Below are 11,861 nucleotides of genomic sequence, written 5' to 3' on the forward strand. Positions count from 1 at the left end.
AATCTGAGCCTGGCGCATGTGGGCACGGATATCGCGAGTAGTCCACTACTCAGCTTTTCGCAGCAAGCGTGGGCCATGTGCCGGTGAACTTCGAATCGACCCGGGAGGAACCGCACCCGGTGCTCCGCGATTGTGGCCGTCCCCATATCGTGACCAGCAGGACGAGGTCCTTAGTTGTTACCGTGACACCGTGACAGTTCGTGAGGAAGCCGCCGCACCGCTCGAGCGGCGCACGGCCCACCTCACGCGGTACGACGAGTACGCGGTAACCATCCCGGCATCGGGTGACCCCGCGCTCGTGCTGGTGCCGCAGGGAGGAACACCGTCCGCAGCGGTCTATTACCTGCACGGACGCACGGCAGATGAATCTGCGATCGACGAACGGGCCGACGTGCGCGACGGTCTGCTGGACGCAGGGTTTCTCGTCGTCAGCCCCTACTTACATGGTGACCTGTGGGGGAATCGAGATGCCCAGGACGCGTTGGGTTCCGTCCACGACTGGGTGTCGTGCCGGTGGCCGGTAACGCGCCGGTTCCTGATCGGCGAATCGATGGGTGCCACCACCGCTGCCAACGCAGTCCGCTTGGGTGAAGTGCAGTGGAATGCAGCGGTATTGATCGCTCCGTCGTTGTCGATGCGAGCGGTGTGGGAACGGGGCGAGCACGGCCGCGACACCCTCGCGGCGGCGTATCGGCTCTCCGCAGACGGGCACGACCTGGAGTCGAAGACTAATGCATGGGATGCCGTCCGCCACGAGCCGGACGCCTATGCGGGCGTGCCCGTCCGCGTGTACGCATCGCCGGACGACGTGGTAGCGAATATCGCCGAGGTGACCGGTCCGTGGGTGCGGCGACTGCGCGCCGCGTCGATGACAACAGAGTTGATCGTCGTGAGCGGCGAACACGTGTCGGCCGACCACTTCCGGGTCGGCGACATCGTGGCGTTCTTCACCGACCGGCCGTGAGCGCCGAGAGCCCTGCGGAGTGGTAGGTCTCTCGGCGGCCGGTCACGCTACTTCGAGGTGTCGAGGCGGAAGATGTTGGTGAAGAAATCTTTGATCGCCTGAAATTTCTCGTTGGTCAATTCAATGGCGTGGCGACGTGATTCTTCGAGTGCGGTAGACATTGGGCCTTCCTTTCGGGAGAGGGGCACGGGCCTGACAATCGACAGTGTGCAGTTCGTCGGTGACATCCGGATGACGAGACGATGGCATCGGTGTAGATTCCTCGGACCGTCAATCGGTAAGCGCCCGAGTGGGTTCGGGCCGCCGCGTCGGTTACATTGTCTCGATGACGACGAGTAACCCAGGTAGCCGGGTCGAAATCGCTTACTGCACGCAGTGCCAGTGGCTGTTGCGCGCAGCATGGATGGCACAGGAACTTCTCGGCACCTTCGGGCAGGATCTCGGCGAAGTTGCCCTCGTTCCCGGCACGGGCGGAATCTTCCGCATCACCGTGGACGGTGAGCTCATCTGGGACCGCAAGGAGAAGAGCGGATTTCCCGACATCACCGTCCTGAAGCAACTTGTCCGCGACCGGGTTGCGCCTGACCGCCATCTCGGGCACAGCGACCGCGCCGAAACCTGAGAATCAGATCCCGACCGACCGCTCGAGGACGCGCAACTCGTGTCCGAGCCTGGCCGGGATCGACTTCAGGTCGGGCACCGCGCTGCGGCAACCGGTGACACCGAACGAGATGGTGTCGTCGTTGCTGGTGCAGGTGATGTTCAGCGCCTGGCCGTCCACCGGTATGGACAGTGGGTAGATGGCGTCCAGCCGTGCACCATTCCAGTAGAGCGGGGATTTGGGTCCGGGAACGTTGGAGATGATCAGGTTGAACGGCGGCCGAAGCCGCGAGTTGTGCCCGAAGAGCATGCTCGCGCCGACCGGCGCCGCACCGACTGCGCTCATCGCCAGGATCTGGGTGGCGCTCATCGACTCCAGCGCATCCTTACCTTCGTGCATGCTGGTCCGGATCGTGCTCATCCGGTCCGCCGGATCCGACTTGTGCGTGCCCAGGTTGCACATGAGGACGCCGATATTGTTCCCCGTCGACGCCTGGCGTTGATCCTGCAGCGACACCGGCACCATCGCGATCAGCGGCTCCGCCGGGAGCGCATTGTAATCCTCCAGGTAGCTCCTCAGCGCTCCCGCGGACATTGCGAGGACGACGTCGTTGATGGTGGAGTCGGAAAGCTTGGCGACCAGGCGCAGGCGTTCGAGCGGCCACGACTGGGCAGCGAACTGGCGGGCACCGGTAATCGGAACGTTGAAGGGAGTCTTCGGAGCGGAGAGTGCGAGTGGACCACCCTGATCCCGGAACGCCCGGGTGATCGTTCCGGCGAGCGCGGGAACGAGCCCGGCAACGTCGCCGACGGTGTCGCGGGCGGTGCGCAACGTGGCGCCGGCAAGGTTCGAGAAGCTGAAGCCGCGCGAAGACTGCTCGCGGTGTGGTCGCGCGCTGCGGAGCTCCCACGGAGCCGGCATGTCCCGCTCCTCGGAGTCTTCACTGAGCGCGTTTCGCAATATCTTCATGGCGGTGACGCCGTCGGCGACCGCGTGATGGATCTTGGTGTAGACGGCGAAGCGTCCGTCGCTCAAGCCTTCGATGAGGTGCATCTCCCACAGCGGCCGACTCCGGTCGAGAAGGGATTCGTGCAACCGCGAGCACAGCGCCATCAACTCGGCCTCGGTACCTGGAGCGGGCAGGGCGTCGTGGCGAATGTGGTGCTCGAGGTCGAGGTCGTCGACCGTTTCCCAGCTCCACTGTCCGAACGAGGACAGGGATCGGCGGGCGCGTTTGGCCAGCTTAGGGGTGATCGTCCCGGCGCTTTCGGCGAGCGCTCGATCGAGCATCGTGCGGATGTCGTGGGTGTCGGCGCCCTCCGGCGGCTGGAAGATCTCTACACCGCCGACATGCATCGGATGCTCGCGAGACTCCCCGAGGAGGAACATCGAGTCGAGAGGTGACATGGGGAGTGGCATCTGAGCCCTTTCCATCCCGGGGACGTTTCCCGGATCGCGGGAGGTTTCGTCTCTGGTTTGAGGTGACGGCGGGGGACGGCGGCCACCTTTTGTCAGGCACCACCACTAAATAACTAATTGATATGGGACGGATCACGAATCAGTGACGCTCGTATTTGTACAGGTTTTCGGTGAGCCATGCCACTAGACAAGCGTCCAACTCGAGGAGGCGACGCGGGAAGTGTGACGCCTGCGTGAACAGGGGAAATTTGTGCACTCAGTGCGGAATTCGGGTCGGCTTGCCCTGGCTAGGGTCAAAGGTCCCTTATCAGCGACAATTACGGCATGGACAAGCCGTGGGCAGTGGTGAAGCACGTGTCGTTCGAGGGGCCGGGTTTGGTTGGGGCCCTTTTGAAAAACCGTGGGATTGCTTACATCGAATATCCGATGTACAACGCCTCCGAACTACCCAGCGCCACCGACATCGGGGGACTCGTGGTGATGGGCGGACCGATGGGAGCCTTGGACGACGTTACCCACCCGCAACTTCCGCGAGAGCGAAAGTTCATCAGGAATTCGGTCGACGCAGGGCTCCCGGTGCTCGGAATCTGCCTCGGCGCGCAGCTTCTCGCCGCCGCTTTCGGCGGAGACATCCGGACCGGTCCGGTCCCGGAACACGGGGCCGGCCGAGTGACGGTAACCGACGAGGGCACCCGCGATCCGGTGTTCGGCTCGGCCGGGAGCGAGTTTCCCGTCGTTCACTGGCACAACGACACTTTCGACCTCCCAGAGGGGGCGACTCGGCTCGCGAGTAGCGAGGCGTATGAGAATCAGGCGTTCACCGTCGGTCGGCGCGCCTACGGTTTGCAGTTCCATGTCGAGTTGACGCGTGAGCACCTGTCGGTGATGCAGAACCACATGCCCGCGGGCACGGCACCATCCGGAGAGCACATGGACGAGGTGGCCGCGGTCGGGCGAGTAGTGATCGGCGCGTTCCTCGACCTCGCCGAAGGCTGAGAAAAAAACTGTCCCGCTCACCGATGAGTTTCGAGGACGACCGCAGTCTGTACCGATGACCTTCCGCTGGGGAAGGAACTCGAGAAGGAGATTGCGATGTCCCGGATGCTCTTCGTCAACCTGCCGATCAAGGATCTCGACGCCACCAAGAAGTTCTTCGGTGACCTCGGCTTCGAGTTCAATGCCACCTTCAGTGACGATTCGTGCGCCGCGATGGTCATCAACGAATCCACTTCGGTGATGTTGCTCGTCGAGTCGCGATTCCGGGACTTCATCGAGGGTGACATCTGCGACACTTCGAAGGCAGTCGAGGCTCTGTTGTGTATTTCTGCCGACAGCCGTGAGGAAGTCGACGCCCTGGTCGACAAGGCCCTCGCCACGGGCGGAAGTGCCTGGGGCAAGTTGCAGGACGAGGGCTTCATGTACGGCCGGGCGTTCCGCGACCTCGACGGTCACGTGTGGGAGGTCATGTGGATGGATCCGGCGGCCGTACCCGCGTAAGGATCAGGTCGGTGGTGTCTGCGGCAGTCCGAACTTCTCGAACAGGCCGAGATCGAAGAAGCAGACGACGTGCGCGACTCCACCGGCCGTGACGTCTAGAACATGGAGCTGAAACGGCCGGTGCACGCCGTCCTCGCCTCGCATGTAGAGGCCGAAGGCGGGCTGGCCGTTTGCCCACGAGGGGAGCAGGCGCATGTCGCCGGCGCGTTGCGCAGGACAGTTGTTGCTGATGAGCCGGCCGATGTTTTCACCGCCGAGGTACCAGCCGTCGAAGGGCGGCATCTCCCACACGGCTTCCTTGGTGAAGATCTCCACGATTGCCTCGACGTCGTAATTCTCGAAGGCGGTGACATACCGCTCGAGGAGCGCCTTTTCCTCCGGGGATTCCGGTTCGACGAGGGTATCGGTGGTGGGCATGGCGAGTTCGAGCTGCGCGCGCGCCCGTTGCAGCAGGCTGTTGACCGCGGGAGTGGTGCTGTCGATCGCGGCGGCCACCTCGGACGCCTTCCATTGCAGCACGTCGCGCAGAACCAGAACGGCTCGCTGACGTGGAGGCAGGTGCTGCAGGGCGGCGATGAACGCCAGCCGCACCGATTCGCGGGAGGTGACAATGGTGGCGGGATCGCTGGCGTCGTCGTCGTACGCAGTGTTGGGGATCGGTTCGAGCCACGGGACCTCGTGCCGCTGGACGAGCTCAGCGGTGGGATCCGAATCCGGGGCCCCCAACCCACTGGGCAGTGGGCGCATGGACCTGCTCTGCAGCGCCGTCAAACAGGTGTTGGTGGCAATCCGGTACAGCCACGTACGCAGCGACGACTGCTGCTTGTAGCCGGCGTACCCGCGCCACGCGCGGATGAACGTCTCCTGCATCTGATCTTCGGCATCGTGCAGAGAACCCATCATGCGATAGCAATGGGCGAGTAACTCACGTCGGTAAGGGTCGGCGAGAGCGAGGAAATCCTCGTCGAGCGACTGCGCAGCCGTCATAGTGGGCAGCTTACTGCTGCCCACCGACGAGTGTCGGCACTCGCGCTCACCGACCCGAAGTTCAGCCCCAGTTCACCATCGGCTCTCCCGTCTCGAGGAGTGTCTTCAGCCCGCTCAAGACCTCGTTCCAGCCACCACCGGCGCCCTCCGACTCGTGCTCACCCGCGACCACTCGTGCCACCTGCGGTGCATTGGTGAGATCATGCGTCACAGTCAGTTTCGTGACCCCGGGTCGACTCGACGGCGCAATGTCGTAGGTGAGCGTGGTGAATCCTTCGACGTTGTCGGCGTCCATCAGCATGCGCCACGTCTGGACGAGCTTCTTCGGCGGATCGGACTCGAGCACTTCACCGTCGACGACGACATCGGGCACCCCGGGGTGAGCCTTCATCGCCTCGTCGGCGCGGGACTCGTACCTGCCTCCGGGCCGCAGGTCGTAGTTCACGAGTCCGCCGTACCCGTACTTCTCCGACCACTCGGGCTTGGTGACGGCATCCCAGATCGCCTCGGGTGTCGCCTTGATGTACACGGCATAAACCTGCATGAGTTCGGTCATTTCTCTTCCTCCAGTTCGGCTTTCAGCTGAGCGAGCGCCGCGGCGTGGCGTTCGGTGTACTTGTCGATCCACCTCTGGTGGATCAGCTGGATCGGCACGGGGTTGAGATAGTGCAGCTTTTCCCGGCCGGAGCGACGCGTGAGAACCAAGCCCGCGTCTTCGAGTACGCGCAGATGCTTCATGACCCCGAACCGGGTCATCTCGACCTGCGACTCGAGTTCGGTCAGCGTCTGACCGTCATGGGTGAACAATCGGTCGAGGATCAGGCGGCGCGTGGGATCGGCCAGCGCCTTGAAGACGTGATCGTCGTCCATGGCTTTTACGATAGGTGACCATTTGGTCACATGTCAACGAATTCGCGTCCAGTTCACCTCGGTGACACGGTGCGACGCCGAAGTCGGACATGTTTGGTGCTTAGCGTCCGGAGGTCCCGTTCGGCATGCATGGAGGTAACAGACAGTGACCACAGCACCACTCAACCGCCGCGGTTTCCTGGGCCGGACCGCGCTGACCGGCCTCGGCGTGGCACTCGCCGGAAGCGTCGCCGGATTCGTCCGACCCGCTGTGGCGTCCGCGGTGCCGGGGCGGGCGATCGGTTATGGGCCGCTCGTCCCCGACCCGAACGGACTTCTCGCGCTCCCGCCCGGTTTCTCGTACACGGTGGTGTCCCGATCCGGCGACACCAAGTTGGACAGCGGTGATCCTGTGCCCAGCGACTTCGACGCCAACGGTGTATTCGCCCGGCAAGGTGGTGGCTCGACTGTGGTCAGCAACCACGAGATCGGCAAAGACGAACCGTTCGGCGTACCCGCAGTCGAGGGGCTCACCTATGACACGGGTGCGCGCGGTGGCACCACCACCACAACGGTGGACGCGGACGGTACGTGGCTGGGCCAGTACGTCAGTGTGGCCGGGACGGTGAACAACTGCGCGGGCGGTATCACCCCGTGGGGAACGTGGTTGACCTGTGAGGAAACCGAAGCGCGCGCAGGAACGGGCGGATTTCTCCTCGACCACGGGTACGTCTTCGAGGTCGACCCGGCCGGACAGGACGCCAACCTTGGCAAGAGCCCCGTGCCCTACAAGTTCCTGGGCCGGTACGCGCACGAGGCGGTCGCCGTCGATCCGGCGACGGGCGCCATCTACCTCACGGAGGATGCGTCCGATCCGAACGGCCTGTACTACCGGTGGACACCGCCGCAGGGTTTCCGCGGTGGACCCGGAGCACTTCGTGAACTCGCCCAGTCTTCGGGCGGGGACACCGCAGGCGCACTGCAGGCCATGACGTGCTTCCAGGACGGCACCCACGTACGCGACTTGTCGCAGGCGACGGAACCGGGTGTTCGATACACGGTGCAATGGGTAGACGTGCCCGACCGCGACGCCAAGAGCACCTCGGTGCGCAAGCAGTTCACCGACGACCAGGTGACCCGTAGTCGAAAGTTGGAGGGGCAGTGGTGGGGTGACGGCGGCGTGTACTTCGTGGCCAGTTTCGCGCGTACCAGCGACGGCAGTGCCGCCGAGCACGACGGCCAGGTCTGGTTCTACGATCCGGCGACGGAGACCGTCACGCTGAAGACTTTGTTCGGCGTGAACCCGGATCCGGCTGTGGATACGGGGAATTACGACGGCCCCGACAACATCACCGTGTCACCGCACGGAGGTGTCATTCTCGCCGAGGACGGCGACGGTATCAGCCATCTGGTGGGGGTCACGGCCGAGGGGGAGCCGTTCGCGCTGGCCCGTAACGAACTGAACGACAGCGAGTTCTGCGGTCCGGCCTTCAGCACGGACGGAAAGACGTTGTTCGCCAACATTCAGTCACCAGGGTTGCTTCTGGCGATCAGGGGACCGTGGCGGCGCGCGACCAACTCGATGTTCGGTTCGTAAACGCGCTGTGAGTACTTGTTGACAGCGGGGTGTCAATAATCACTCAGGGGTGGAGGCGAACACCCAACCGCGCAGTGCGAGGAAACGGAGGCCACCCACGACCGCACTGACGGCGACGACGAGGGCCACCTGAACGAGGCCGTCGGCGCCGGGAAACGCCATGTGGAGCCACGCGAGAGCGAGGGAGCTGACGGCGAGGCCGATCAGTGCGAGGGTGCCGCCCTCCCACTGCGCTACGAACCAACGGACGCGGTCGGCGGCGCGGAAGGTGAGTCGACGATGGAGTTCGTTGGCAAGGATGGAACTGGTCGCGACACCCACGAGATTGGCCAGGAACGACCCGTACACATCGAGCGTGAAGAAGGCGAGGGCGTAGAGAGCGTTGCTCGTCGTTCCGGCGAGGGTGAACCGGGTGAGCTGAGCGAGCACACCGTCGGCCCGCCCACGTAGAGGGGGATACGTGGACGGGCCGACGGTGTCGTACAACTGAACGATCATGTCATTCAGCGGAGGAGAACGCCGTTGCCGGTGTCCGTGACGTGGCCGCCGCCGAGCACGCCGGCCACCTGTTCCTCGCTGAGTCCGAGTTCGCGCAGGCGATCCCAGACTGCGTCGAACTCGACGAGCTTCGCGTTGAGGTCGTTGCGGAGGCGGTTCACCTCGTCACGAATCTTCTCGGCCTGGTCGATTGCTTCGAGGGTCTGCTCGGGCTGGGGCAGGAGCAGGGACAGGAGTCGGTCGCGAGCATCTGCGCTCAGACCTGCGAACGGTTGCTGGTCGGCCGGCGCCTCGTGCCTGCCACCGCGGGAATCCGCGGACGGGATCGGCGTGGTGTCCGACTCCGGCAGCCGTTCGGCGGCCATGGCGTAGTCGGGCTCTTGCACCGGATCTTGGTCGCTCGACAGGTCGATGGTGCGACGCAGCGGGCGGTTGGGCAGCAGGATGACCGCGAGCAGCGTGATGATGGCGACGATAGCGGCGATGAGGAAGATCCGACCGGTGGCGTCTCCGTATGCAGCACGAATGACACTCTGCACGGGTGCAGGCATGGCGCTCAGGTCCAGGCTGCCGCCGCCGCTGGTCGAGCCTGCGGGGATGCCGAGCTTGGCGAATCCGTCGGCCGAAAGGTCGGAGACCCGCGTCGCCAGGACCGAACCCAGGACCGAGACGCCGATGGCACCACCGAAGGTCCGGAAGAAGGCGACCGAACTCGACGCTGCACCGATGTTCTGAACGCTGACGGTGTTCTGCACGGCGAGGACAAGGTTCTGCATCAGCATGCCCATGCCCAGACCGATCAGTGCGATGTAGACGCTGACCAGGGTCAGGCTCGTCTCGTGATCGAGGGTGCTGAGCAACCCGAAGCCGATGATCATCAGAACGGAGCCGCCGACGACGAACGACTTCCACTTGCCGAATCGGGTGATGAGCTGTCCGGAGCCGACCGTGCCGATGAGCATCCCGGCAACCATTGGAATGGTGAGGACGCCGGCCATCGTAGGGGTGTAGCCACGGGAGGTCTGGAAGTACTGGCCGAGGAAGGTGGTGGAACCGAACATTCCGACACCGACGGCGATGGACGCGATGATCGCCAGGCCCGTGGTCCGCTCGGTGACGATCGCGAGCGGGATGAGGGGAGCCTTCGCCTTGGCTTCGACGAGGACGGTTGCCAGCAGGAGGAGCACACCGGTGCCGACGTACAGGGCTGTCTCGCGGGAGAACCACTCGTAGTAGCCGGCCTTACCTGCGAACGACACCCAGATGAGCAGGATGGACACGCCCGCGGTAAGTAGCAGTGCTCCGAGCCAGTCGATCGAGACGTCGTCCTTCTTCTCTGTCGTCAGATGCAGTGTGCGTTGCAGCAGGAACAGCGCGACGACGGCGAGTGGGACGCACACGAAGAACGTCCAGCGCCAGCCGAGAGGGCTGTCGACGATGACTCCGCCGAGGATCGGGCCGCCGGACATCGAGACGGCCATGACGGCACCCATGTAACCCGAGTACCGGCCGCGTTCCCGAGGCGAGACGATGGTGCCGATGATGGCGACGACGAGTGCGGTCAGGCCGCCCATGCCGATGCCCTGGATGACACGTGCGGTCAGCAGAAGCGGCACGTTGTGTGCGAACCCGGCGATCACCGAACCGATGACGAAGATGACGATCGCGCTCTGGACGAGGACCTTCTTGTTGAACAGGTCGGCGAGCTTGCCCCAGATCGGCGTCGAGGCGGCGTTGGCGAGCAACGCGCTGGTGATGACCCAGGCGTACGCGGTCTGTGTCCCTTTCAGGTCGCCGATGATCGTCGGCAGCGCGGTGGCAACGATGGTGCTGCTGAGCAGTGCCGTGAAGAGGGCTGCGAGCAGGCCGGTAAGGGCTTCGAGAATCTGACGGTGACTCATGGCCTTCGGTTCAGCGACCGGCGGGCGGGTATCTGTTTCGGTCATACGCTTTGTGTTCCAATCGGTTTCGAGCTCGAAACGATCCGGTACTCGGCATCGAACAGTGTTTCCTTCAGATGCCGGATCGAGTCGAGGGCCGTCGCTGCCTCGGTTTCGTTCCATCCGTTCAGCATTTTCTGCATGCGTGCGGCGCGTCGTGTCCGTACGTGTTTCACGTACGCCAAGCCTGCGTCCGACACGCGAATTCGGAATGCACGTCCGTCCGCGGGGTCCGGGTGCCGGGTGACGTATCCGGCCTCCACCAAATCGGTGATCTGGCGACTGAGGGACGACTGACTGACGCACATTTCCGTGGCCAGTTCGTTCTGCCGGCATTCACCCCTCCCGGCAAGGACGAGGAGAACTCCGGTCAGCGCGCGAGGGATGTGGTCTTCGGAGTCCGACGCCAGGGCCTCACGAAGCACCCGGCCGAAGAGGAAAACCTCGTCGATCAAAGCCTCGGTCGTGCCGAGCGACACGGACGACGCGGAAGGCGCGGATGGCATGGACATGGCAACAACCCCTGAGGACGACTTACTTTCTGCATGCAACTATATACATCGTTACCCCAAGCAAGTAAGTCGTTTCGCTGTCTTTCGCGTCACAGGGCGCCGGACGAGGGATGTGCGCGCGGAATACGACATCGATGCGATCCGAGCGGACCGCGCACATAGGGAGGTGAGGGTTCTCAGTGACCGTGCGCGGACTTAGGTGGGCGTGAGTCGGTAGTGGAGCCGGACTGCGGTTCGTCGCCACAATCGCAGTACGTGGTCGGTTCGCAGCGTGTTCTCGTCGTCGACGTAGACGTGAAACTCCTCGTGGATCGGCACCCGTGCAGCATGGTCACGGCCCTTGTCCATGACGGTGACGTAGGCGCCGTTGTCACCGAATGGACCAATGGGTGAGATGAGTAGGAGTGATCCGGCCGCGCTGTTGTGCGGCCGGAGAAAGACCTGCACGTTTCCCTGCTCGAGCGGAAACGTCCCGTGGACGCTCGGCTGAGCATGCCCAGGAAGCGTGGTGGCTCGGTAGTAGCCGCTGTACATGTAGTCACCGCTCTTGCGGAGCGTCCGCAACCATGCCGCGCCGGCGTGATTGCCGTGGCTGTCGAGCACGGTCGTGATCTGGCTGTCCACCCCGTGTGCGACCGCGAGAGCGTTCACCGGAAGTGCCAGCTGCTGAATGCGCCTGCCGTAGAGCGCTTCGATGGCCGCACCTGGAGCGGCGAAGGCCGGGGACCATTGGGTCCAAACATCCATGCGCCAGCGCGAGGTGTGTTCGTAGAACTCGCGAACAAGCGGATGGAGGAGATTCGCGTCGAAATTCGGACCCGTGAGGCAACTGATGTCGGGAAGTAATCCGCAGGAATTGGCTGCTTCCGCCTCGACGGGAACCTCCGCGATGCGGCCGCCGATCCGCGTCGCCTCTGTCGCCACCCAGTGGTTGCGGACAATGTCACCAGACGCGGTCGGTGCCGCTAACCACACACCCTGGTGACAGCATGCTCTA

Annotated in this window: 13 protein-coding genes; 5 read left to right on the plus strand and 8 right to left on the minus strand. The window is 63.9% G+C overall.

Features of this window, described 5'->3' with window-relative positions:
- Positions 1 to 190 precede the first annotated feature (190 nt).
- Complete coding sequence (locus tag NOF53_RS17390) at positions 191 to 964, plus strand: alpha/beta hydrolase family protein (protein WP_255970944.1); 774 nt, start codon at positions 191 to 193, stop codon at positions 962 to 964.
- A gap of 325 nt (positions 965 to 1,289) precedes the next feature.
- Complete coding sequence (locus NOF53_RS17395) at positions 1,290 to 1,586, plus strand: Rdx family protein (protein ID WP_255970946.1); 297 nt, start codon at positions 1,290 to 1,292, stop codon at positions 1,584 to 1,586.
- 3 nt (positions 1,587 to 1,589) lie between these two features.
- Here NOF53_RS17395 and NOF53_RS17400 read toward each other — a convergent pair whose 3' ends face one another.
- Positions 1,590 to 2,984, minus strand: a complete 1,395-nt coding sequence (locus NOF53_RS17400; RefSeq protein WP_255970948.1) for a WS/DGAT/MGAT family O-acyltransferase — start codon at positions 2,982 to 2,984, stop codon at positions 1,590 to 1,592.
- 324 nt (positions 2,985 to 3,308) lie between these two features.
- Between NOF53_RS17400 and NOF53_RS17405 the strand changes: the two genes are divergently transcribed.
- A complete protein-coding gene (locus NOF53_RS17405; RefSeq protein ID WP_255970950.1) occupies positions 3,309 to 3,980 on the plus strand; it encodes a type 1 glutamine amidotransferase in 672 nt (223 codons plus the stop codon).
- Between the two features lie 96 nt (positions 3,981 to 4,076).
- The gene (locus tag NOF53_RS17410; protein ID WP_255970952.1) at positions 4,077 to 4,481 is read left to right on the plus strand and encodes a VOC family protein; all 405 of its coding nucleotides are present in this window, start codon (positions 4,077 to 4,079) and stop codon (positions 4,479 to 4,481) included.
- 3 nt (positions 4,482 to 4,484) lie between these two features.
- Here the strand turns inward: NOF53_RS17410 and NOF53_RS17415 are convergent, their stop codons facing one another.
- The 3 genes from NOF53_RS17415 to NOF53_RS17425 form a co-directional block, all read right to left on the minus strand.
- A complete protein-coding gene (locus NOF53_RS17415) occupies positions 4,485 to 5,468 on the minus strand; it encodes a sigma-70 family RNA polymerase sigma factor (protein ID WP_255970954.1) in 984 nt (327 codons plus the stop codon).
- Between the two features lie 61 nt (positions 5,469 to 5,529).
- Positions 5,530 to 6,024, minus strand: a complete 495-nt coding sequence (locus tag NOF53_RS17420; protein ID WP_255970956.1) for an SRPBCC family protein — start codon at positions 6,022 to 6,024, stop codon at positions 5,530 to 5,532.
- Positions 6,021 to 6,338, minus strand: coding sequence for an ArsR/SmtB family transcription factor (locus NOF53_RS17425; RefSeq protein WP_255970958.1), 318 nt, complete (start codon positions 6,336 to 6,338; stop codon positions 6,021 to 6,023). Before NOF53_RS17425 ends, NOF53_RS17420 begins: the two co-directional genes overlap by 4 nt.
- Before the next feature lie 145 nt (positions 6,339 to 6,483).
- Between NOF53_RS17425 and NOF53_RS17430 the strand changes: the two genes are divergently transcribed.
- Complete coding sequence (locus NOF53_RS17430; protein WP_255970960.1) at positions 6,484 to 7,914, plus strand: alkaline phosphatase PhoX; 1,431 nt, start codon at positions 6,484 to 6,486, stop codon at positions 7,912 to 7,914.
- 39 nt (positions 7,915 to 7,953) lie between these two features.
- Here the strand turns inward: NOF53_RS17430 and NOF53_RS17435 are convergent, their stop codons facing one another.
- The 4 genes from NOF53_RS17435 to NOF53_RS17450 form a co-directional block, all read right to left on the minus strand.
- Entirely contained in the window at positions 7,954 to 8,412 is a 459-nt protein-coding gene (locus NOF53_RS17435; protein WP_255970962.1) for a GtrA family protein, read from the minus strand.
- Positions 8,413 to 8,417: 5 nt separating this feature from the next.
- Positions 8,418 to 10,358: an MDR family MFS transporter gene (locus NOF53_RS17440; RefSeq protein ID WP_255970964.1), complete on the minus strand. Its 1,941-nt coding sequence runs from the start codon at positions 10,356 to 10,358 to the stop codon at positions 8,418 to 8,420.
- Positions 10,355 to 10,864: a MarR family winged helix-turn-helix transcriptional regulator gene (locus NOF53_RS17445; RefSeq protein WP_255970966.1), complete on the minus strand. Its 510-nt coding sequence runs from the start codon at positions 10,862 to 10,864 to the stop codon at positions 10,355 to 10,357. The genes NOF53_RS17440 and NOF53_RS17445 overlap by 4 nt, the downstream gene beginning before the upstream one ends.
- A 195-nt stretch (positions 10,865 to 11,059) precedes the next feature.
- Positions 11,060 to 11,788 carry a hypothetical protein gene (locus NOF53_RS17450; protein WP_255970969.1) on the minus strand — a complete coding sequence of 243 codons (729 nt, stop codon included), beginning with the start codon at positions 11,786 to 11,788 and terminating at the stop codon, positions 11,060 to 11,062.
- Positions 11,789 to 11,861 lie beyond the last annotated feature (73 nt).

It is taken from the genome of Rhodococcus tibetensis (assembly GCF_024438035.1).
GTDB classification, from domain to species: Bacteria; Actinomycetota; Actinomycetes; order Mycobacteriales; family Mycobacteriaceae; genus Rhodococcus_F; species Rhodococcus_F tibetensis.

What these genes read in the sequence shown, in the direction of transcription:
- NOF53_RS17420 (WP_255970956.1), bottom strand. Translation starts at nt 6,024, where the DNA reads ATGACCGAACTCATGCAGGTTTATGCCGTGTACATCAAGGCGACACCC.
- NOF53_RS17440 (WP_255970964.1), bottom strand. Translation starts at nt 10,358, where the DNA reads ATGACCGAAACAGATACCCGCCCGCCGGTCGCTGAACCGAAGGCCATG.
- NOF53_RS17400 (WP_255970948.1), bottom strand. Translation starts at nt 2,984, where the DNA reads ATGCCACTCCCCATGTCACCTCTCGACTCGATGTTCCTCCTCGGGGAG.
- NOF53_RS17445 (WP_255970966.1), bottom strand. Translation starts at nt 10,864, where the DNA reads ATGTCCATGCCATCCGCGCCTTCCGCGTCGTCCGTGTCGCTCGGCACG.
- NOF53_RS17435 (WP_255970962.1), bottom strand. Translation starts at nt 8,412, where the DNA reads ATGATCGTTCAGTTGTACGACACCGTCGGCCCGTCCACGTATCCCCCT.
- NOF53_RS17425 (WP_255970958.1), bottom strand. Translation starts at nt 6,338, where the DNA reads ATGGACGACGATCACGTCTTCAAGGCGCTGGCCGATCCCACGCGCCGC.
- NOF53_RS17410 (WP_255970952.1), top strand. Translation starts at nt 4,077, where the DNA reads ATGTCCCGGATGCTCTTCGTCAACCTGCCGATCAAGGATCTCGACGCC.
- NOF53_RS17415 (WP_255970954.1), bottom strand. Translation starts at nt 5,468, where the DNA reads ATGACGGCTGCGCAGTCGCTCGACGAGGATTTCCTCGCTCTCGCCGAC.
- NOF53_RS17405 (WP_255970950.1), top strand. Translation starts at nt 3,309, where the DNA reads ATGGACAAGCCGTGGGCAGTGGTGAAGCACGTGTCGTTCGAGGGGCCG.
- NOF53_RS17395 (WP_255970946.1), top strand. Translation starts at nt 1,290, where the DNA reads ATGACGACGAGTAACCCAGGTAGCCGGGTCGAAATCGCTTACTGCACG.